The sequence below is a fragment of the Allobosea sp. 05T422_2 genome (genome assembly GCF_056396265.1).
Genome location: NZ_JBFTLD010000062.1, coordinates 1 through 21,094, shown reverse-complemented (window position 1 = coordinate 21,094; position 21,094 = coordinate 1). Strand labels below are relative to the sequence as shown.

The 21,094-nt window shown below is 65.1% G+C and carries 16 protein-coding genes and 1 pseudogene; 3 read left to right on the top strand and 14 right to left on the bottom strand.

The genetic code is table 11. The features are described 5' to 3' along the window. Window positions 1-17 precede the first annotated feature (17 nt). The 12 genes from AC1DJT_RS13670 to AC1DJT_RS13615 all read right to left on the bottom strand — a co-directional run bounded on the left by AC1DJT_RS13670 (window position 18) and on the right by AC1DJT_RS13615 (window position 16,717). Window positions 18-1,427: a polysaccharide pyruvyl transferase family protein gene (locus AC1DJT_RS13670; protein WP_476834238.1), complete on the bottom strand. Its 1,410-nt coding sequence runs from the start codon at window positions 1,425-1,427 to the stop codon at window positions 18-20. Then, window positions 1,424-2,602, bottom strand: coding sequence for a glycoside hydrolase family protein (locus AC1DJT_RS13665; protein WP_441506377.1), 1,179 nt, complete (start codon window positions 2,600-2,602; stop codon window positions 1,424-1,426). Before AC1DJT_RS13665 ends, AC1DJT_RS13670 begins: the two co-directional genes overlap by 4 nt. Beyond that, window positions 2,602-3,807: a polysaccharide pyruvyl transferase family protein gene (locus tag AC1DJT_RS13660; protein ID WP_476834237.1), complete on the bottom strand. Its 1,206-nt coding sequence runs from the start codon at window positions 3,805-3,807 to the stop codon at window positions 2,602-2,604. The genes AC1DJT_RS13665 and AC1DJT_RS13660 overlap by 1 nt, the downstream gene beginning before the upstream one ends. Before the next feature lie 41 nt (window positions 3,808-3,848). Further along, window positions 3,849-5,153: a glycosyltransferase family 4 protein gene (locus AC1DJT_RS13655; RefSeq protein WP_476834236.1), complete on the bottom strand. Its 1,305-nt coding sequence runs from the start codon at window positions 5,151-5,153 to the stop codon at window positions 3,849-3,851. A 2-nt stretch (window positions 5,154-5,155) separates the two neighbouring features. Continuing rightward, the gene (locus tag AC1DJT_RS13650; RefSeq protein ID WP_441490763.1) at window positions 5,156-7,339 is read right to left on the bottom strand and encodes a glycosyltransferase family 2 protein; all 2,184 of its coding nucleotides are present in this window, start codon (window positions 7,337-7,339) and stop codon (window positions 5,156-5,158) included. Between the two features lie 4 nt (window positions 7,340-7,343). Further along, window positions 7,344-8,093 (bottom strand): hypothetical protein, encoded by a 750-nt coding sequence (locus tag AC1DJT_RS13645; protein WP_113517023.1) that lies wholly within the window; start codon window positions 8,091-8,093, stop codon window positions 7,344-7,346. Then, window positions 8,090-9,343: a glycosyltransferase family 4 protein gene (locus AC1DJT_RS13640; protein ID WP_476834235.1), complete on the bottom strand. Its 1,254-nt coding sequence runs from the start codon at window positions 9,341-9,343 to the stop codon at window positions 8,090-8,092. The genes AC1DJT_RS13645 and AC1DJT_RS13640 overlap by 4 nt, the downstream gene beginning before the upstream one ends. Then, entirely contained in the window at window positions 9,340-10,173 is an 834-nt protein-coding gene (locus AC1DJT_RS13635) for a class I SAM-dependent methyltransferase (RefSeq protein WP_476834234.1), read from the bottom strand. The genes AC1DJT_RS13640 and AC1DJT_RS13635 overlap by 4 nt, the downstream gene beginning before the upstream one ends. Beyond that, complete coding sequence (locus tag AC1DJT_RS13630; protein ID WP_476834233.1) at window positions 10,170-12,446, bottom strand: glycosyltransferase; 2,277 nt, start codon at window positions 12,444-12,446, stop codon at window positions 10,170-10,172. The genes AC1DJT_RS13635 and AC1DJT_RS13630 overlap by 4 nt, the downstream gene beginning before the upstream one ends. A gap of 62 nt (window positions 12,447-12,508) precedes the next feature. Next, complete coding sequence (locus tag AC1DJT_RS13625; RefSeq protein WP_113517019.1) at window positions 12,509-13,303, bottom strand: calcium-binding protein; 795 nt, start codon at window positions 13,301-13,303, stop codon at window positions 12,509-12,511. A gap of 313 nt (window positions 13,304-13,616) precedes the next feature. Beyond that, window positions 13,617-14,972: an HlyD family type I secretion periplasmic adaptor subunit gene (locus AC1DJT_RS13620; RefSeq protein ID WP_476834232.1), complete on the bottom strand. Its 1,356-nt coding sequence runs from the start codon at window positions 14,970-14,972 to the stop codon at window positions 13,617-13,619. Next, entirely contained in the window at window positions 14,969-16,717 is a 1,749-nt protein-coding gene (locus AC1DJT_RS13615) for a type I secretion system permease/ATPase (RefSeq protein ID WP_476834231.1), read from the bottom strand. The genes AC1DJT_RS13620 and AC1DJT_RS13615 overlap by 4 nt, the downstream gene beginning before the upstream one ends. A gap of 338 nt (window positions 16,718-17,055) precedes the next feature. Here AC1DJT_RS13615 and AC1DJT_RS13610 point away from each other — a divergent pair, with 338 nt between their 5' ends. Next, the gene (locus AC1DJT_RS13610) at window positions 17,056-17,676 is read left to right on the top strand and encodes a MarR family winged helix-turn-helix transcriptional regulator (RefSeq protein WP_441506386.1); all 621 of its coding nucleotides are present in this window, start codon (window positions 17,056-17,058) and stop codon (window positions 17,674-17,676) included. A gap of 29 nt (window positions 17,677-17,705) precedes the next feature. Further along, window positions 17,706-18,863, top strand: a complete 1,158-nt coding sequence (locus tag AC1DJT_RS13605; protein ID WP_476834230.1) for a glycosyltransferase — start codon at window positions 17,706-17,708, stop codon at window positions 18,861-18,863. A gap of 7 nt (window positions 18,864-18,870) precedes the next feature. Here the strand turns inward: AC1DJT_RS13605 and AC1DJT_RS13600 are convergent, their stop codons facing one another. Both AC1DJT_RS13600 and AC1DJT_RS13595 read right to left on the bottom strand, forming a co-directional pair. Then, window positions 18,871-19,179: a hypothetical protein gene (locus AC1DJT_RS13600; protein WP_441506388.1), complete on the bottom strand. Its 309-nt coding sequence runs from the start codon at window positions 19,177-19,179 to the stop codon at window positions 18,871-18,873. A gap of 283 nt (window positions 19,180-19,462) precedes the next feature. Beyond that, window positions 19,463-20,614, bottom strand: coding sequence for an amidohydrolase/deacetylase family metallohydrolase (locus AC1DJT_RS13595; RefSeq protein ID WP_476767600.1), 1,152 nt, complete (start codon window positions 20,612-20,614; stop codon window positions 19,463-19,465). Between the two features lie 180 nt (window positions 20,615-20,794). Between AC1DJT_RS13595 and AC1DJT_RS13590 the strand changes: the two are divergent. Further along, a pseudogene (locus tag AC1DJT_RS13590) lies at window positions 20,795-21,094 on the top strand (hypothetical protein); the annotation flags it as partial.

Genomic DNA, 21,094 nt, shown 5'->3' with positions numbered 1-21,094 from the left:
AGGACAACGGGTCAGCCTCACATCCGGTGGGGAACGCCGTTCCTGTCGAGGAAGTCACGCATGCGGTCGTAGGAGGCGGCATAGCTCTTCGCKAGCGTGTTGAGCTGCGCTTCCTGATAGACGGCTCGCCACCCGCCTTCGGCGAGGGCGGACTCCGGCACGACAGGGATCTTCAGGGTCTCGGCCAGCTCCTGGCTGCGCGTGTCATAGGCGACGAGAACGCCCGGCACGCCCTGCGCCACCGCCGGCAGCACGCCGTGGACGCGGTAGCCGACCGCAAGATCGAGCCCCTGCGCAAACGCGTCATAGCGCTCGACATCGAAGAAGGTGAAAAGCTGTTTCTCGTAGATCCGGCGCATCGCCGCATCATCGGCGCCGCTCCACCAGCCGGTGTGAACGAACTCGGCCACCGCCTTCTCCATCGCCTTCTCGTCGCGCAGGAAGAAGGCTTTCTCCTCCTGCTCGCCATGCGAGGACATCACCATCTCGCTCTGGCGATCGACCTTGAGAAGCGCGGCCTTCTGGTTGCGCAGATAGGCCTCCGGGTCGGCGGTATAGCTCTTGTCCGCCTCGCGCCTGAGGCTGAAGGCGACCTTGCGGATCTCGCGCTGGTCCGGAACCCGGATGGCKAGATCGCGCTTGYGGGTCCGAAAGATCGAGGGGCAGCCGACCACCTCGACATTGCGAATGCCGTTATGGCGCAGCGTCTCGGCGCTGAAGGCGCCGCGCACGCCAATGGCGGCGCAGCGGTCGGAAACGATCTGCCAGAACCGCTTCGAGGCGTCCGGCAGTTCAATGGCGCGGTTCTGGCTCGCCTGCGCGCCGACGCCGATGGCGTAGACCGGCAGCTTGACCTTCTCCAGCACCTCGACGGCACGGAACCACTCCATCTTTTCATGGATGAAATTCGAGCCGCGGACGAAGACGTAGTCGAACTCGCTGGCATAGCGCTCGATATCGGCCTCTGTCGGATTCATGATCTTCATCGGCTCGAGATGCGCATAGCGMAGCAGCTTGAGCGTCGAGTCGAAGACGATCATGTCGCCGATGTTGAAATAGTCGGAGAGTAGCTTCTCCATCGGTGCCCGGTACCAGCGCACCTTGTCGTGCTCGTAGACCTCTCCGGCCGGGTAGATCACCAGTGCGCGCAGCTTTTTCTCGGTCGCGATCGGGGCGAGGCCCGAGCCGGGCGCGATCTTGCCGCTCTCGGCATCGAGCACCGCAATCTCGCGCGGCCGACCGTCCGCGAGCCTGGGCAGCGGGATGGTGAGCTCGGCGACGACGGCATCGCCGGTTATCACCGCGCCCGGCTGGATCGTCGCATAATCCTGGCCGTCGAGCCGCAGGCGCAGCGCCGGCCAGGCCCCATCGGGACGCCTCGCGACGGAGACGACGATCTCGTTCGTTGTGGCACGCAGAATTTTCAAGGCTGGTCCTTCACGATGTGAATCTTGACGCGGACGAGGTCGCGCTCGGGACCGAGCTTGCAGTCCTTCACCCGCATCCGGGTCATGAACAGGAACGCCTCGTCCCCGGTCGTTTCGAAATTGCGCGAGGTGGAGTCGGGGTCGGCAACCGCGCCATAGGCGTAGCGGGTCGTGTCAGCGCAGTTCTTGCTCCACATCGTCGGATGCACGACGAGCGTCTGCAGCGGCGACCAGCGCAGCAGATCCGCGGACCAGCTATAGGCGACGCGGCCGCCCGCGATCCCCTGGCTGGGGTCGGGACCGAGATGGAGCACCGCCAGATAAAGTCCGCTCGGCTCGTGCTTCGTGACGGAGCCGACCGTGGTCGGCAGTCCCTTGAGCGGCTGGCAGGGCTTCGCCTGCGACAGGTCCTCGCGATAGGGATCGACCGCGCGCACCGTGTAGTCGGTGCCGTCAAAGGCCCGCCACGAGGCGGCATCCTTGATGTCGGTGCTGCGGAACAGGCAGACGCCACCCTTCTGGCCCTCGCCGCCGGTGGTCGCGATCAGCGCATACCAGGCGCCGTCCCGCTCGATGATGTTGGACGGGTTGAAGAAACCGCGATGGCGCCCCTGGCCGACATCCTGGCGGAACGCCGGCGCGGCGACGAGCTGGCGCGGCTCTGCGCTGAAATGGCGCCCGCCATCAGTCGAATGCGCTGCCGTTACGACATTGTACCAGCAGCTCATCCTGTCCTTGAAGCGGCAGGCATTGCCGTAGCGGTCGGCATGGTATTCCGCATGCATCAGCCCGAAGACGTCGCGACCGTCGCTGGTCCATGTCGCGGTCAGCCAGTTCTTGTCGCTGAACTCGCTCGGGTCCGGACTGCTCTTGGCCTCGAAGGAGACCGAACAGGAAATCCCGATCCGGTCGAGGCTGGGGCCGGCCATGGCGCGGTTGCGGTAATTGCTGGCGAAGGCGACCACCGCGCCGTTCTGATTGCGGAAGGCCCGCAATGGCGCGTCTGGAATATGCCATTCCTCGCAGCGCTGGCGCGACCAGGCGTAGACGGTCTCCTCCGTGGCGCCGGGAACGATCTCGACGCGATAGCCGGGAGCCTGCGCAAATGACAGGTGCGGAACGGCGAGCAGCGGCAAGGCCGCCAGCGTGGCCGCAAGGATGGTGCGTTCCACCATCAGGCCACCTTTCGTTCGGCCTCGGGAATGGCGGGGGCGACCGCCGCCCTGACCGCCGGGGCGCGCATCTTGGTGTCGACCTTGTTCTCGACCAGGAAGTCGCGCATCGCGGCGTAGACCTGGGCATAGGTCGTGTTGAAGCGGTCGAACCGCGCCTGATCCCAATGCTCCTCCAGCCTGAAATCCTGGCCGGAGAAAACGTCGAAGCTCGKGATCTGGAAGGTCTCGGCGAACTCGACCGTGCGGCTGTCATAGGTGAAGTAGATCGAGGGCGTGCCGTTGGCGAGCGCCATCAGGTTGCCGTGCAGCCGGTAGCCCAGCACGAGGTCGAGGCTGCGTACGAGATTCTCGTAATCGGCAACCACGTCCGAATAGAACATCCGGCCGCGATAGAGCGCCTCCATCGCCTCATCGAGGTACCAGGAGGTGGCCCACTCGTTTCCGCGCAGCGCCGCCATCGCCTCCTCCTTCTGCTCCGGCGTTCCCAGCGCGAGTTTCTTCTCCTCGATCTCGCCCTGCGCCATCAGCGTCGCCTCGAACCGGCCCGCCAGCGACTTCACGAGGTCGCGGTGGAAGGTGAGGTAGCGCTTGATGTCCTGCGCATAGGTCGGCGAGACCTCGCGCCGCAGCGTGATGCCGACCTTCTTCACGCTGTCGAGCGCAGGCAACTTGATCGCGAGATCCGGCCTGTTGGCGCGGAACGCCGTGGGGCAACCGATGATCCGGACATTCTTGATGCCGATCTCGTTGAGAATCTCGGCCGAATAGGTGCCGCGCACGCCGAGCGAGGCGGTCGAATCCGCCATCAGCCTGAGCACGGTCTTGGTGTCCTCGCTGAGCTCCAGCTTGCCGCTGACCGGCGCCTGCGCGCCAATGCCGAAGGCGATGACCGGTATCTTTAGCCGGCGCAGCACATCAGCCGTCTGGTTCCATTCCATCTCGGCATGGACATAGTTCGAACCGCGCAGGAAGACGTAGTCGTATTCCGCGTTCAACCGGTCGATCAGCGCCATGTCCGGATTGGCGATCGGCAGGACGTCGAGCTTCTCGAAATTCAGCAGCTTCAACGAGGAGTCGAAGACGAAGGCGTCGCCGATATTATGGTAGTGGTTGATATGGCTCGCGAGATCCGCGTGCTGGTACCAGCGCACATTGTCATGGTCGTAGACCTCTCCCGATGGGATCATGACGAGGATGCGGGCCATGGTTCTGTCTCCCCTGGTTTTCGTGTCGGCTTCTTCTGGCATCAGGCGATCATCGGCGTGGCCGCGCGGCTGGCCGGAACCGGCATGCCGCGCTGCTCGATCAGGCGCTGGTAGAGCGCGATATGCTGGGCGGCGCAGTCGATATGGGTGAGCGGACGGGTGATCCCGGCGCGCAGGCGCGACCAGAGATCGGGCTCGCTCAGGGCGCGCGTCATGCAGTCGACCAGATCCTCCGAGCTGCCCGAGCGGAAATGCAGGCCGTTGACCTCGTCGACGATCTTCTCGGCCATGCCACCGATATTGCTCGAAAGGATCGGGCGGCCGTGGAAATAGGCCTCCTGGATCACGATCGGCGAGTTCTCCCACCAGACCGAGGGCATCACCACCCAGTCGACCGAGCGCATCAGGTTCGGCATCTCGTGGTTCTGGAAGGCACCGCAGAAACGCACCCGCCGGCCGGCATTCTCGACGAGTTCGGCGAACTTCTTCTTGTAGGCCTCGGGCTGGCGCTCGAGATTGCCGCCATAGACGAGCAGGATGGAATCCTCACCCCAGACGGCTTCCGGGATGCGGGTGACCGCATCGATCAGCACATCCGCCCCCTTGTAGGGCGTGAGCTGGCCGAAATAGGCGAAGCGCGAACGCCGTGCCGTCTTGTCCGGCAAGGGCCGGGGCGGTGYGACCTCGGCAACGTCGATGCCGTTCTCGATCACCGAGAAGCGATCGGCCGAGAGGCCCCAATCCTGGTAGCGCTCGGCCAGGAAGCGGCTCGGCGAGATGAAATGATCGGCGAGATTGAGCATGCCCCGGATGAAGGTCTCGCGCGCCAGGAAGCGGCCGGGCGCGATATCCGGGAAGCAGGCATTGCAATCGGTCGGCGAGGCCCGGTAGCAGAGCTTGAAAGCGCCGGTCTTCACMATCTGGCCGTGATGATGGCAGATGCTGAGATATTCGTGGAAGGTCACCACGATGAGAGCGTCGGGCAGCGTGTCCCGCACCGCGAACAGGCATTCGAGCCCGAGCCCGATGAAATGGTGGAAATGCACCACATCCGGCTTCAGGTCGCGCAGCACGCGGACGAAATCGCGCTCAATCTCCTCGGTGTTCCGGTTCGAGAGCAGGAAGTGATCGTATTCCTCGGCGTAGTAGAGTAGCTCGCCGCCGCGCTGGCGCAGGCTCATCAGTGCCGTACCGGCGTGACGCGGCGTCGGCGAGCCGACACGGGCAAGGTAATGCGCGTCGAGGCCTTCGCTTGCCTGCAGGCCCTTGTGCAGATTGTAGGAGGCGATTTCGGCGCCGCCGAGAGACAGGGTCGGGTGTCCATGGGACACGACGAGTACGCGCATCATCATCCTCGCATGTTCGAAACGGCCAGCGCCCAGCGACGGTCGAAGCTGGAGCGGTCGGCGAGCTGGGCAAGCGAGACCAGATGCGGCCGCGCCATCTCGCCATCATCGACGACGTAAACCTCGACCTCCGGCACCCAGAGCGAGGGGAAGCCGTTCATCCTGAGCTTCAGGCAGAGATCGAGGCCCTTTTCGGCCGTCGTGAAGTAGTTGCGGGCGAAGCCCCCGGCTTCGATGAAGGCGGCGCGCGACATCACACAGCATTCGGTGGCGCCGGCCGCGACTTCCATCGGACCKAGATTGCCGATCGCCTCCAGGGGATAGCCGACGAAGCGATTGAAGACACGCCGGCTCGGCCCCTCCCCTTCCATCCAGGCGCCGGCCCAGCGGATCGAGTTGTCTTCGAAAAGCAGCGTGGGGCTCGCGACGCATTGTCCGCCACGCGCCTTGAAGGCGCGCTCGAGCCGGCCAAGCCAACCGGGCATGCGGATCTGCGCGGCCCCCGAGAGTAACGCGATGGTCTGGAAGCGGCAGGCGCGCGCGCCGGCCTCCATCGCGTCGCAGGCGTCCTCGACCCCATCGACGAGCGCAAGCCGCACGGCKAGGCCGTAGAAGCGAGCAAGCCGGCGTGCCTCGGCACCGACCCGGTCAAAGCTCTCGCCGGGGACCGCGAGCACGATAGGCACCGGGCGTATCTCGGGGTCGATCGCGAGCAGGGCGAAGAGCGAGGAGAGCTCGCGCTGGCGATGGTCGAGGCCGATCACCAGCCCCAGATTCGCATCAGCCTTGAAGGCGCCGATATCGATGGTCTCGATCACGCGCGGCGGGGCGATCTCGGCGGCCTGCAAGGCGGGAGCGATCTGGCGTTCGACCACCGAGGCTGCGGTCGAGGATTTCGGATCAAGCAGCGCGAAGACGCGTTCGAGCGTCCGCCGCGGCTGGCCGCGCCCGGCCTCCAGGGGCAGGAAGGCAGGGCCGGATCCCTCGATCTCGAACTCGAGATAGAGCGGCTGGCCGGGCTCAGGCGTGAGCTTCGGTGCGAAGACGATGAAGCCGTGGCTGTTGCGCCGGCCGCCGAGCATATGGGCAAAGCGCGGATCGCCTGCAAAGGCATCGGCGACGTCCGGACGCGACACGCGTGTCCAGACGCGGTCGAGCACGCAGGATTGGCTTCCGGAGCGCAGCGTCACCGCGCTGACATGACGGTCCGGATCGAACAGCCAGCCGATGATCAGGGTGCCGGTGCCCTCCACGATGGTCGCGTCGTCGATGCCGGCCCGCACCGGCGCCTCCAGCAATGCGACCGTGTCCCGGCCATCGAAGCGCTGCGAGGCACGCCGGAGCTTGTCKGACGTCGCCTGCGGCGCGCTGCCGCGCTGCAGCCCGTCGCGCAAATGGCCGGGAACCGTGATCGGTTCGAGCAGGACATGGCGCTCATAGACATCGAGCGCGCGCCAGCCATCCGTGGCGCGGAAGAACAGCCGCTCGATCTCGCTGGGATGGCGGATCTGGCATTCTTCCAGCAGGCCGAAGAAGCCTCGCGCGCCGTCGGCAAGATCGTCGCGCTCGAAGGTTCCTGCCTCCAGAACGGCGAAGGACAGCCCGCCATGGGCGATCAGCAGCTTGGTCCGGCCTGCCGTGAAATCGGAGGTCCAGCCCTGAATGAAAACACCGTCGTCGATCGGCCCCATGACCTCGACGAAGCCGCCGGGCTTGGCGATCGACTGGAGCAGCATCGAGGCTGCGCGCAGGCGGCGTGGATTGGGTTTTCCGGCGAGCAGGATCTCCAGGAGCCCGTCGACAACCATCGGGAAAGCCTGCCCCGAATCCTCGGCAAGGCCGGCAAGGAAGGATTGCAGCGGCAGCGGCTTCGACGCCAGCACGAGGCGCAGCGGCCGGCCGGGGCGACCGAGCAGCAGGGCGCCGGAACCGGAGCGGTCGGTCGCGGGCGCGGGTGCGAGGCAAAGGAAGCCGATGGCTGCCGAGGCTTCGGCCTGCGGCCGGCGCCAGGTCAGCGCCATGGTCTCGGCCTTGTTGCGCGGATTGCCGTCGACGGCGACAGGCACCTTGCCCGGCATCGCGTCGCAGGTGCTCATGATCAGGATGGCGTTCTCGCCGAGCGGCGTCCAGGCGACGGTCGGCGCCGGGCTGATCCGGGTCTGATCGGGGACGATCACTTCACTCATCGCATCACCGGTCCAGCAGGATCAGGGTCAGGGTCACGAAAGACATCAGCGCGGCGAGCCCGGAGAGCGAGCCGAGCAGGATGGTCGCCTGCCGCATCGGGCGCTGCGCCTCCTTGCGGATCGTGACCAGGCGCTCGTCGAAGCTGCGTAGCGTCGCATCGAAACGGAGCTGGAAGACATCGAGCTCGGCCAGGCGCTGGGAAATATGGTCGGCGCGCGCGGCCTCCGCGGCCTCGTCGCGCTGTACACCGCTGCCTGCCATGCGCGTCGTCATCTCGTCGAGTTTCTCGACGAGTTCCTTCTGGGCGAGCTGCCCACGCCGGTTGAGCGCGATCAACGCCTCGACGCGATCGAAGAAGCGCGCAAGCGGCACCGCGATCGCAGCCTCGGCTGCGAGCTCGGCCGGCGGCGGCAATCTGAGCTCGAGCTCGACATCCGTGCTCGGAGAGACGCCGACGATGCTCAGTCGATCGCGGGCTGCGACCAGCGTGTCATCGAGTTCCATCGCAAAGGCATGGCGCCCGTCGCCAATGCCGTTGCGGCGAAGGTCGATGCGGCTCTGGTCGGCGACGGCTTCCATCGCAACCCGCCCATCAAGCTTGAGCCGGACCTTGAGCCGCTCCTCGGGACGGGTCTCATCCCAGATCCAGCCATGCAGGCGGTTGCCGTCGAGGGCATCGACACGGCCATTGAGGCGCGCCGGCACGACATTGGGCAGCCGCTCGGTTCCGTCGGGATCGCGCATGACCGTCATGCCGCCTCCGCGAGTGTGAGCCTGTCGAACAGCGCGAGATGCGCCGCGGTGCATTCAGCGATGGTCGGCTGGGGCCGGATGCCGTCGACGAGGCGATCCCACAGGCCCTTCTCCTCGACCGCGCGCCGCAAGGTGCGGGCAAGCTGGGCCGGATCGCCCGGGCGGACATGCAGCCCGTCGATGCCGTCCCGCACCATCTCGGCCATGCMACCGATACCGCTGGCGATGACGGGGCGGCGGTGCTGGAACGCCTCCTGGATGACGAGCGGGGCATTCTCCCACCAGATCGAGGGCATCACCACCCAATCGATCTCGGCCATCAGCTCCGGCATCTCCTCGCGATGATAGGGGCCGCAATGGGTCACCATGCCGTCCGAGGCCGCGAGCGCCGCCTCGAACTCCGCAATGAAGGCCTCGCTCTGGAACGGGGCCCCGCCATGGATGCGCACTTCGAAGCCGCGCAGGCCCGAGGCACTGAGCAGCGAGGCTGCCTTGACCAGCTCCAGCACCCCCTTCCAGGGATTGACGTTGCCGAAATAGCCGAAGCTGGCGCGGGGCCCGCGCTTGGCCCGGTGCGGTGCCGGTTCGCGAGCCGGGCGCGCGTTCTCGATGACGTCGATGCGGTCGCCCGCCAGCCCCCAGTCGACATAGCGCTGGCGCAGGAAGCGGCTCGGCGCGACGAACTGATCGACCGCTGCAAGATGGGTCTTCAGGAAGCGCTCGCGCAGCAGGAAGCGGTCGGAGCCGATTCCGGGAAAGCAGCCCCGGCAGCGTGTCGGAGAGGCCGCGGTGCAGCGCTCCTTGTCGGTCGGCCGCACCATCAGCCCGTCATTATGGCAGATCGGGTAATAGTCATGCAGCGTCATCACGATCTTCACCGCCGGCAGGAGGCGCCGCGCCAGCGTCAGGAACTCGGCCCCGATCAGCACGAGATGGTGGATGTGAATCACATCCGGCCGGTATTCCTGAAGCAGGCTGGCGAGATCCTGGAGTGTGCCGTAGTGATCGATCTGGCTGAGATAGAAGCGGTCGAAATGGCCACTCCACAGCAGGACATCGCCATCGGTTCCGGTAGCCTGCAAGGCCGTGCCGGGATGCGCCTCACGGTGGATCGCGTTGGTCGCGCCGAGGAAGAGCACGTCGCAGCCCTGCTCGCGATAACCACCGGCGAGGTCATGAGCCAGAATCTCGGTGCCACCGGGATGCAGATCGGGATGGTTATGCGCGACGACGAGGATGCGGCGGCTCATCGGCTGCGCTCCGGCTTGGTCGCGATCAGCACGTCCTGGTAATGTGGTGCGTTGATGCCGCGCCAATGGCCGCGTCCAAGGCTCTCGACGAGCAGCCCGGCAGCTTGCGTCTGCGCGATCAGGAACTCCTCCTCGATGCCGGCGGCAGCGAGCGGTGCCTCCTCGATCGCGTACCAGCCCGGCCCATCACGCCAGCGCTTGAATTTCAGGCGTTCCTGTCCCGTCGGCTGCCCGTCAATGGCGAAGGCGGTCAGGAACAGGCGTCCGCCCGGCGCAAGCAGGCGGGAGGCCTCCTTGAGGTAGACCGTCAGTTCCTCCGGCGGCAGATGCGTCGCCACAGAGACCATCGTGATGAAATCGAAGCTCTGGTTCGCGAAGCCGAAAGCGACTTCGGTGCCGGGCAGCGAACCCTGCGGATTGTAGAGGGGATGAGCGATGTCGAGCCGCTGAAAGCGGAAGCGTGGGTAGACCGGCGTGATCGTCTGGGCACACCAGAGGATGCCGTCCATCACGGGGTCGACGCCGTCATAGCTCGCTTTCGACGGATCGAGATACTGCGTCAGCGGCACCGCCATGCGGCCGATGCCGCAGCCGATGTCGAAGACACGCTCCGTCGGCTTCAGGCGGCCGATCCGGACGTAATGGCCCAGGAATTCCGCGCCGATCTCGCGGTAGTCGCCGTCACCGACAAAAATGTTCTCGGCCGGCGGATGCGGCAGGAAGCGGTTGGTACGGATATGGTCGAGCAGCCAGTCGAATTCCTTGCCGGGGGGGCTGAGGATCGCGCCCGGGCTGGGCTCTATGGGACGCAGTGCCAGGGTCGCCGTCATGCAGCGCTTGCCCTCCTGAGGACGGTGCGGGGAAGAATGTCGGGATCGCGCGCGGGCGCGGCCTTGCGCGGCAGAGCCGATTCATCGGCCATCAGCGCTTCGATCTGGGCGTCCCAGCGGCCCGTCTGCAGCCAGGCATTGTGCTGCGAGGCAACGCCGCGGGTGTAATCCAGGCTCTTGGAGATCGACTGGCGCTCGAGATGGTAGAGCGCGACGGACGGCACATACTTGATACCGAAGCCGGCCTGCCGGATCTTCAGGCAGAGGTCGCTATCCTCGTAGTCGCCGATGACATAGCTGTCGTCGAAGCCACCGACCTCGTTGAAGAGCGCACGCGGCAGCACGATGCAGGCAMCGGTGACGCCGGGTACGAGCCGCTCGACATTGGCGGGCCGATAGCTGCCCGGCATGCCCTTGAAGTAATGATGGTTGAGCCAGACGCCGTGACGGTCCCGCTTGAAAAGGAGGCCGGCATGCTGCAGCGAGCCGTCGTCATAGAGCAGTTTCGGCCCGACTGCGCCGACACGCCCGCGCCGGTCGAGCTTGCGCGCCAGCGCGGGCAGCCAGCCGGCCTCGCTCGGGATCACATCCGAATTGACCATGGCGAGCACATCGCCACGCGCCGCCTCGGCCCCGGCATTGCAGGCGGCCGAGAAACCGCCATTGCGGCCCATCACCACGAGCTGGATCGCCAGGCCATAGGCAAGGTGCAGGCCGCCGAGCAGATGCGCGACCTMAGCCTCATGCTCGGGGGAATCGAGCACATAGATCAGCTCGGCCTTCTCGACGAACCAGGGATCAGCCGCAAAGGCTGACACCTGGATCCGCAGAAAGTCATAGACCCGGTAGAGCGGGACCACGACCGAGACACTCGGCCGGTCCGGCAAGGAGCCGATCGTCCGCACACGTGGCTCCGGCAGGCTGTCGCGCAGCGCGGACTGGCACGCGGCAAGCACGGGAGCGAGGCTCTGCTGCAGGATTTCAGCCGTGAGATGCTGCGGCGGGATCGAGGCCAGGGCCCGGGCGCGGATGGTCGCAATGTCGGCGGGCTGCGGCGCCGGGCGCAGGAAAAGCGTGGTCCCCGATCGCAGCTTCAGCGCGCAGCGCGGCTGCAGGACAGGAGCGCCGCCGGCATAGTCGGGCACGAGACCCAGGAAGCCGGTCACGGCTCGGTTGTCGCCGCCGGGCTCTGCCATCACGGCCCGGAACCGCGCGATCCGGTCACCGATCGGGCTCGGCGCGCCGGTGCTGCGGTGTATGAGGATCTGATCGAGCAAGCCGTCCAGGTCGCGGTACCAACCACCGAGCAGCAGGCCGGCGGAGGTCGAGACGGCGAGATCGAGCTCGGCCGAGGGCAGGTCGTCGTGACGACGGACGCTCTGGACCGGCAAGGGCAGTCGCCTCTGCATCTCGATCGCGAGCAGGCGCCCCTGTTCGGACTGGCCGGCCAGTTGCTCGACGAGCCAGCTGCGCAGATCGTCGCGCTCACTGGCCTTCCCGGCCCACCAGCGGCCAAGCGTCGGCGCCGTGGCGCGCTCGGGAAGGGCCCGGACGATCAACCCGACATCGCTTTGCAGGACGAGCAGCCCCGCTCCGCGCGGCTGGGGCTCATCAAGGACCAGGTGCAGCGAGCGGCGGGCACTCCGGTCAGGTTTGCCGAGCCTCGGATTCGCAGCGATACGCGTCAGGCTTGCGGGGCCGAGCCAGTATGCCACCTTGATCGCGTCGAGGCGCCCGGGCACCGAGGATTCAAGAAGGATCTTGCCGTCGGGCAGCGCAGCGACCGGCAACACAGGCGTCGGTTTGCGGGAAAGTGCGAGCAGGAACTGGCGCAGGAAGGCGAGATAGGCGGTCGTCTCCCGCAGGTTGAACAGGGTTGGCCAGGTCGCGATCAGGGCGTTTGCCAGCGCAATCCTCGCGGCCGGCGTCAGCTCGCGCAGAATCTCGGGCGCCTCCGCCATTGCATGCACGAATTCGGGATCGAAGGAGACGGCCTGATCCGGACCGAGATTGCCACCGGACAAGGTCGCGACGATCTCGTCATGGCCGGAATGCCGGAAGACAGAGACGATCCGGGTGCGCCCGTCGCCCAGACCCAGCGTCAGCGAGGCGGAGGAAACGCGCCGCTCCCGGCTTGCCAGCGATACGACCTGCCGATCAGCGAGCGGTCCGTCGAGGCTCCAGCTCAGCAGGAACACGGAACCACAGAGCCGCAGCAACTCGGGATTGGAGTTTTGGTCTCCGACCAACTGGGTCGTCGTGATCGTCAACATGGCTCAACTTCCGACGTGTCAGGGTGCGACGCCGGCCGGGAGTAGCCGGCGTCGCGAGGTCGTTACGCGACGGTGAAGTAGGAGTTCGGATCGCTCTGGACGTCCTCGGCGGTGACGCCGACGAGAGTGAGCGAATCGCCGTTGCCGAGATCGACAACCGCATTGCCGTTGACCGTCGTCGTCCGCGCGGCGAGGTCGTCTGCCGAGGTAACGCCGGTGCCGTTGATGTCGGAGGCGATCTGCAACATGTCGTGACCGGCATCGAAATCGAGCACGAGATCGTTGCCGCCGCCCCCTTCGAAGACGAAGACGTCGTTGCCGGCACCGCCGGACAGGATGTCGTTGCCCTCCCCGCCGAAGAGCAGGTCGTCGCCCGAACCACCCTGGAGGATGTCGTTACCCTCGCCGCCCATCAGGACATCGTTGCCCGAGCCGCCCTGGAGCAGGTCGTTGCCGAGACCACCCTCGAGCACGTCATTGCCGGAGCCGCCCTGGAGGATATCGTTCCCTTCGCCACCGATGAGAACGTCGTTGCCGGAGTCGCCCTGCAGCAGATCGTTCCCCTCGCCACCCATGAGCACGTCATCCCCCTGGCCGCCGGAGAGCAGATCATTGCCCTCGTCGCCGGAAAGGACATCGTCGCCTTGACCGCCGAAGAGGATATCGCGCCCCTCGCCACCGAAGATGACGTCATCGCCTTGGTCGCCGAAGAGGACATCGTCGCCGTCTTCGCCGAACAGGACGTCTGCTCCATGGCCGCCCTTGACGACGTCGTCGCCGGCACCGGCATGAATCACATCGCTGAACCGTGTCCCGATCAAGAAGTCGTCGAACGCGCTGCCTTCTATCGTGGCCATAGTCACCTCCTGGAAATGAACTGAGGCGCCCCGAGGGTCTCGGCGCGCATTCGCCAAAACACCTCGCAAAACGGCGCCGCCCCAATGACGATCAGATGACTCGTCATTGCTCAACGGAGCTAAGCCTACCGAATATGTGCGATGCAGCAAGAGATTTGTTGTGACAATATTATGGCGCGAAAAGATTTACTGGCGTTAATTCTCTAATTGCCAGACGTTATACATTGAATGAATTTCAAAATTCGAAATATAAATCGAAACGTATTCTTACTTTGCTGAATTCACTGCGAAAATTCGCACCGACCGCCCCTGTTCAGTCCTCCCGGAATGCCCGGTTGAAGCTCTCGGCGAAGGGGGCCAGCAGATAGTCCACGGCGCGCCGCGAGCCGTTCACGATCAGGACCTCTGCGGCCATGCCGGCATGAAGGGTGACCTTGTTCTGGGCGAGACTCTCTGGCGTGATCTCGGCCCGGACAATGAAATAGGCGACGCCGGACTTCTCATCGACAAGCTGGTCGGCAGCGACATAGGTCACCTTCGAGATCAGCGGCGGCATCAGCCGCGCATTGAAGGCGGTCAGCCGCACCCGCGTCTCGGCACCGAGCTTAACCGAGTCGATGTCGCGCGGATCGACCTTGGCCTCGACGATCAGGGGCTCGCGCTCGGGCACGATGTCGAGAATGGCCTCCCCGGCGGCAATCGCACTTCCGGCGGTCCGCGCCCGGATATTGGCGACGATACCCTCCTGCGGGGACATGACCACGAGGCGGCGCAGCACGTCCTCAGCCTGGACGATGCGCTCGACCACCTCGGACAAGGCGAGCTGGCTATCCTGCAGATCCTTGGCGATCTCGTTCTGCCGTTCGAGGCCGAGCGAGGTGATCTCGAGCTGCGCGCCTGCGACCGCCTGCTCCGCCTTGGCCTTGCGGGCCGCGGCCTCGCCACTGCGTCCGGCAAGCTCGCTCTGCTTGGTCTGGAGTTCGACAAGCTGGCTGCGCTTGGCATAGCGCTTCTCGTAGAGGTCCCCGACCACGCGGACCTCCTCGTCGATCAGGCTACGCTGAAAGCGCGTCGCCTCGATCTGGGCCTGAAGCGCCTCGGTCTCGGCCTGATGCTGCTCGATGACACGTTTCTGGATGCTGATGCGCCCGTCATAGCCCTGGGTGCGCGCCTGGAAGAGCTTGCGTTCCGCTCTGATCACCTCCTGCGCAATCGGCGTTCCGGCCATCTTGAGATCATCGGGAAAGTCGATCTCCGTCGCGTTGTTCTGCTCGGCGCGCAGCCGGGCCAGCCTGGCCTCGAAGCCGACGCGCTTGCCGTGGAGCTGCTGCAGCTCGGCGCGGGCACGTGCATCCTCGAGCCTCAGCAGGGGCTCATCCTTKACGACGCGGTCCCCTTCAAGCTTGAGCAGCATCTTCAGGACGCCGCCTTCGAGATGGCTGACGGTCTTGCGCTTGCTGTCGACCACGACGGTACCGACCGCGACGGCGGCATTGTCGAGCCTTGCCGTCACCGCCCAGGCCCCGAAGCCGCCGAAGCCGATCGCGATCGCGCTGACACCGGCCARCACGAGATTGCGCAGCGAGGGCATCCGCTCCTCCGGCTCCTCGACGGGGGTCACCGGAATGAGCGCGCGGCTCGTGCTCATGGGGGCTGGGAGCTTGCTCATGCCGTCACCTCGCGGGGCTTGCTCATGCCAGTCTGCGACTTGGGTTCGATCTCGACGAGGCCACCAGGCGTGATCATGCCGGCGATCGCTGAACGCGGTCCGAACTGAGCGATCCTGCCCTCGCGCAGCACCAGGATCTTGTCGACGATCTGCATCACCGAGGGGCGATGCGCGATCAGGATGACCATGGCACCGCCCTCGCGCGCGGCATTGATGGCGCGAATCAGGCTCTGTTCGCCTTCCGCATCAAGATTGGCATTGGGCTCGTCCAGCACCAGCAGGCGCGGCGCGCCGTATAGCGCCCGGGCAAGGCCGATACGCTGGCGCTGGCCGCCCGAGAGCTTGAAGTCGCCGTCATTGACGTTCGTGTCGTAGCCGAGCGGCATGCGCCCGATCAGCTCATGCACGCCGGCAGTCCGAGCGGCCTCGAGAATGGCCTGCGGCTCCGGAATCCGCATCCGGGCGATATTGTCGGCGATGGTACCGTTCAGCAGCGAGACCGATTGCGGCAGATAGCCCACCATGGCGCCGAAGGAGGCGCGCTCCCAGAGATAGACATTGTGACCGTCGAGATAGACGCCGCCGACATTCGGCTTCAGAACCCCGACGAGCAGCCGCGCCAGAGTCGATTTGCCGGCTCCGGACGGGCCGACGATGCCGAGCACTTCGCCCGGCGCCAATGAGAACGAGACACTCTTGATGACGGTCTGCTCTGCCCCGGTCGGAGCGTAGACGACGCGGTCGATCACCAGATCGCCCTGGGTCGGTGGATTGGCGGTGGTCTGGCGCCGTGACGAGCCGAGCAGCAGCAGATCGCGCACGCGCTTCCACGCGGCGGCCGCGAGCACCCATTGCCGCCAGTCGGATATCATCGAATCGAAAGGCGCCAGCAGGCGGCCGAGCAGGATGCTCGCCGCCATCAGCGTGYCCACCGAGACTTCGTTCCTGATGATCAGCGTGGCACCGGTCGCATAGATCGCGAGCTGCATCGTCATGCGCGAGGCGCGGGTCACCGCTGCAATCAGCTTGCCGCGGCGCGTGCCGAGATCGAGCAGCTCGATCATCGCCACCTGTTTGCCGCGCCAGCGCCTGGCCAAAGCCGGCAGCATACCCATGGCCTCGATCGTCTCGGCGTGGCGCAGGCTGGCGCCGACATCGTTGATGCTGGCGACGCCTTCTTCGTTGGCCTCCTTCAGCACACGGCGCGTCAGCACGTCGGAGAGCACGCCGAGCATCAGCAATATGATCAGCGAGATCGCGCCGACGAGCCCATAAACCGGGTGGAAGGCAAAGAGCACGGCAAGGAAGATCGGCGACCAGGCCGCCTCGAGCGGCGTCGCGATGGCCGAGCTCGCGATGAAATAGCGGATATCGTTCAGGTCGCGAATCGCCTGGGTGGCCTGGGCCGAGCCCTGTTCGAGCGAAGCACTGACCGCCGCTTCCAGCGCCGGCAGATTGAGGCGCCGGGCGAAGCCGCTTGCCATGGTCTGGAAGGTCAGGGAGCGAATGAACTCGATGGCACCATAGAGAACGAGACCAGCGATCGCGATCACCAGCAGCATGGTGAGCGTGTCGAAGCTGCGGCTGACGATGACGCGGTCCTGCACCTGCACCATGAACATCGGCACTGTCAGCAGCAGGATGTTGACGCAGAAACTCAGGAAGGCCGCATAGGCAAGGCCACCGGCAAAGGAGCGCTGCAGTTCACGGATCAAACCATCGGGCGCCGAAGCTGCGACCTTCATTCATATCTCCGTTGCAGAGGGTCCGGATCGGCCAGGGTGACGGCCAACCATCAACCATGAAATATCGCCAGCAGGGACACGATCGAATACTAGCTTGTTGCGCTAGGCGTGTCGTTATGATGACAGATAAAGAATCGAATATCTGCGATTATTAAAGAGGAATATGGCCAAAAAACGCAATACTTTGAATTTTGAAACAGTTTATACATATCAAAAAATTGCTACAATCTTAGTTTCCACATATCGTCGATGGCATGTGCTTTGCGTATAGGCTATTCCACTCCAGAAGGGGTTTTCTTCGGGCGGGGTGCCCATTTTCAAACCAGGCGGAGTAGAGAATGCATTCGAAACCGCAATACGGCGCCCAGTTCCTGGGTGCCGCAGTCAACGGCCAGCCCGGCCGACCAGAGCGGAGAACTGATTCGGACAATGGAATTTCGAGGAACACCGTCACCCAGCTCGACCTCGCCCGCCTGATCGACAGGGTCCACCGGCGTTTTCTCGACTATCTGCGCCTGGAGTTGACCCGGCTGGGCGTCGATGATGTTTCGCCCTCGCAGGTGATGGTTCTGCTGACGATCGGCACTGGGGAGATCGCGGTGCGCGACCTGCTCGACCGTGGCTATTATCTCGGMTCGAACGCCTCCTATAACCTCAAGCAGCTGGTCGAGAGCGGCTATCTCGAGCGCGGCGCCTCGCCGCGTGACCGGCGGCTAGCCCGAATCTCGCTGTCCCCCAAGGGCCAGCTTCTGGTCGAGCGCCTCAAGCAGCTCGATGAGAGCAATCAGTTCGGCCCGAGCCAGGATCTCGATGTCGAACCGGACATGCGGACGGCCTACGACACCTTGCGGCGTCTCGAGCAACTCTGGAGCGACGCCCTGCGCTATGGAGGGGTTCTGCTGGCGTCATGCGCGTCTTATTCGTTCATCGTACAGGATCTGGTCAATTCGCTCACCTGATCGGGCGCCTCCTCGGCGACGGCGCCGAGGTGACGCTGGTCACGGAACATGCGGAAGCCGTCCGTCCCGGGCTGCGCCAGATTCTCTACACCGTCAGCGGACCCATAACGGCGAGCCCCAGCCTCGCCGCGACGGAATATCACGTCAGGACAGGCGAAGCCGTGGCCTCCGTCCTGCGGCGACTGCCGCGCAATGAACGACCCGACGTCATCATCGGCCATACCGGCTGGGGTGGGCTGCTCTTCGCGAAGGACGCGCTGCCAGCCACGCCGGTGATCGGCTATTGCGAGTACTATTACAACGATCGGGACTCGGATTTCGATTTCGAACCCGCGGACGAAGCGACGGACGCAGAGCGCATGCGGCTGAGAATGCGCAATGCCGCGCAACTCCTGACCCTGCAGGCCATCGACGCCGCCTATACCCCAACGCGCTGGCAGCACCGGCAATACCCTGCCAGCATCCGCGACCGGATCGCGATCTGCCATGACGGCATCGATACGCAGCTATGCCGGCCGAATGCGGAGGCCAGTTTCACGCTGCCCGATGGCGAGGTGATTCGCGCCGGCGACGAGATCGTCACCTTCGCCGCCCGCGACCTTGATCCCTATCGCGGCTATCCGCAATTCATGCGCGCCGCCGCGCTGGTCGCGCAGGCAAGACCCGATGCCCGCTTCAYTGTCGTCGGCGGGGATGGCGCAGGTTATGGCCGGCCGCGTCCGGATGGGCAGCTCTGGCGAGATGCGATGCTGCAGGAAACCCGGCTTGGCGAGCGCCTCGTTCACATTTCCTGGCTGGCACATCAGGAGCTGCGGCGACTGTTCCAGGTCTCCGCGGTTCATGTCTATCTGACTGTGCCCTTCGTGCTCTCCTGGTCCCTGCTGGAAGCGATGGCCTGCGGCTGTATGGTCGTCGGCTCACGCACACCGCCGGTCCAGGAGGTGATTACCGACCGCCGCAACGGGCTGCTCGCTCCGTTTCACGACGTGCCGGCCCTGGCAGCCACGATCGTGCAGGCACTCGAACGGCGGGGCGAGCTCGAGGGCCTGCGCTGCGCGGCACGGGCGACAGTGCAGGCGAGATTCGAACTGGAAAGCTGCCTCGACCGACATATGCGCCTGATCGAGAGAGTGGCGGCACAGGGCGATCCCACGGGGACGGAGATGCCCTGGGTCGAGGCCGGCTGAAGCCGCGCTATTGCACCATTTGATCAGGGCCGCGCTGGAAGGTCATGGCCTCGGTGATCAGGCGTCCGCGCCGCATCGGCTTCACGCCGGCCTCCTGCCAGCCATCGGCCATCATCAGCCGCGCCACCATCCTGTGAATGCGCTTGAGATGGGTAGCGGGATCGCAGGATAACCAAGTTCCGCAGGTTTCTTCGATGAGTGTGACCAAAGGCTCGAGAGGAGGATCCCCCTGCTCGGCTGCRTATTGCAGGGCCGCATAGCCGGTCGGGGAGGAAATGATCTCCCAGACTTCGAGCGGTTCAGTTCCCCTCATCATGGCTGCCGGCCTTTCCGTCTGCCCGGCAGAACCGGACCTATTACTACCGCGAGTAGAAAATCCTGCGTCCGGCCGCCATCGGATGCAGAATGCAGAACTATACTACCGTTTCATTGAGGAAGGAAAGTGCCGGGCGTCGTTCCGCGAGCTCCTGGGCCGACGAATCCGGAGGGAATGGACCGCCGCGAGCGCGTCGTCCGCGGCATCAGGCCGCCGTCACAGCCGCGCAACAGCACCAAGCTCCCCGGGAGCGAGGCCGTGCCGCATCTCGAGGCGTGATGCGTCAGCCCACCTGCCTCGTCTCTTGGCAAGCCTCCCAGAGGCGGCCGCCGATCACGATCCCCGCCGCCGTCAGGCGCTCGGCGCCCCGCAGGATCGCGCCGGTCGAATCGCTATAGTCGAAGGCCCCGGCCTCAAGCGACAGGATCGAGATGTCTGCGATCGTCCCAGGGGCAAGCGTGCCCAGCTCCGGACGCTCGATCGCCTGCGCTGCATTGACCGTCGTGCGCCTGATGACCTCGTCCAGCGGCATGCCGAGGCAGAGGAACTTTGACATCGTCGTCGTCAGATCGAAGGCCGGCCCCTCGATGCACAGGGCATGGACGTCGCTGGAGATCGTGTCCGGAGCAAAGCCGTTGGCGAGCATGGTGCGGGCGACGTCGAAGGAGAACGAGCCCATGCCATGGCCGATATCGAAGATGATGCCGCGCTCGCGCGCCGCACTGACGGCCGGCAGCACGCCGCCATCGCGCGTCACGGGCGAGTTCGGGAACGGCCGGAAGCAATGGGTCAGCACATCGCCGGAGCGCATCAGGGCGAGCACCTGCCCGAGCGTCGGAGGCGGGTGATCGATATGCACCATCATGCGCATGTCGAGCCGCTCCGCCGTCTGGCGCGCGATTTCGAGCGGGACGAGACCGGCAGTACCTGACGCGTGATGGCCGACGCGCACCTTCAGACCGGCGAGCACATCGCGATTGGCCTCGGCGACCGCGAGGGTGTCGATCGGCGCCAGCAGGCGCTGGTCACCACTCTCGCCGACCATGATGGTCTTCGAGAACGCATAGATGCCGGCAAAGGAGATGTTGAGATAGGCAATGATTCGCACGGGGCAGGTGTCGATGACATGCCGGCGGAAGCCATCGAAATTTCCGGCACCGGCACTGCCGGTATCGACGAGCGTGGTGCAGCCGCGGCGCGCGAGGATCAGCGGGTCGACACCCAGCGACGTCCCGCCCCAATAGACATGAGTGTGCAGGTCGATCAGGCCGGGCGTGACGATCCTGCCGGAAACATCGTGGATCTGCGGAGCGTCCAGGCGCGGCGCCAGGGCTGCAATGCGTCCGTCCGCGACACCGACATCAAGAACCGCATCGATGCCCTGGCCGGGGTCGACAACCCGCCCGCCGCGCAGAACCAGATCGAGAGAGGACATTGGTTACCCCCGGGTCATATGGAATTTAATTACAGAGCCAGATAGAAGTATCAATCACTTCGGCGCAAATTCACCCTTATATTGCCATGCAGCATGAAATTTGGCGATTGACAGATGCTATTTGCGTAATAAATTTTCATCACCCTCACAATAGGCAACGCGAACGGCAGGGAGAGGCCAATGCGGAACCGCGATCACAATCAGAATTCTGTCACCCGGCGCGGACTGGGCGTCCTGGCAGCGGCCCTTGGCGCCTCGGCTGCGCTGATGCCGATGGCGGCCATGGCGCAGAGCGCATCCAGCGCCAATCTCGCCATGGTCGGCGAGCCGCAGTCGCTCGATCCGATGGCGTCGACCGCAGATCTGGTCGGAACGATCATGCAGCACGTCTACGAGCCGCTGTTCACCTTCGATGCGCACTGGGCGACGCAGCCGATGCTTGTTCACCTTCGATGCGCACTGGGCGACGCAGCCGATGCT

Bases quoted from the DNA above. Each gene is read 5' to 3' on its own strand.
- AC1DJT_RS13645 (WP_113517023.1), bottom strand. From the start codon at position 8,093: ATGACGGTCATGCGCGATCCCGACGGAACCGAGCGGCTGCCCAATGTC.
- AC1DJT_RS13635 (WP_476834234.1), bottom strand. From the start codon at position 10,173: ATGACGGCGACCCTGGCACTGCGTCCCATAGAGCCCAGCCCGGGCGCG.
- AC1DJT_RS13625 (WP_113517019.1), bottom strand. From the start codon at position 13,303: ATGGCCACGATAGAAGGCAGCGCGTTCGACGACTTCTTGATCGGGACA.
- AC1DJT_RS13595 (WP_476767600.1), bottom strand. From the start codon at position 20,614: ATGTCCTCTCTCGATCTGGTTCTGCGCGGCGGGCGGGTTGTCGACCCC.
- AC1DJT_RS13665 (WP_441506377.1), bottom strand. From the start codon at position 2,602: ATGGTGGAACGCACCATCCTTGCGGCCACGCTGGCGGCCTTGCCGCTG.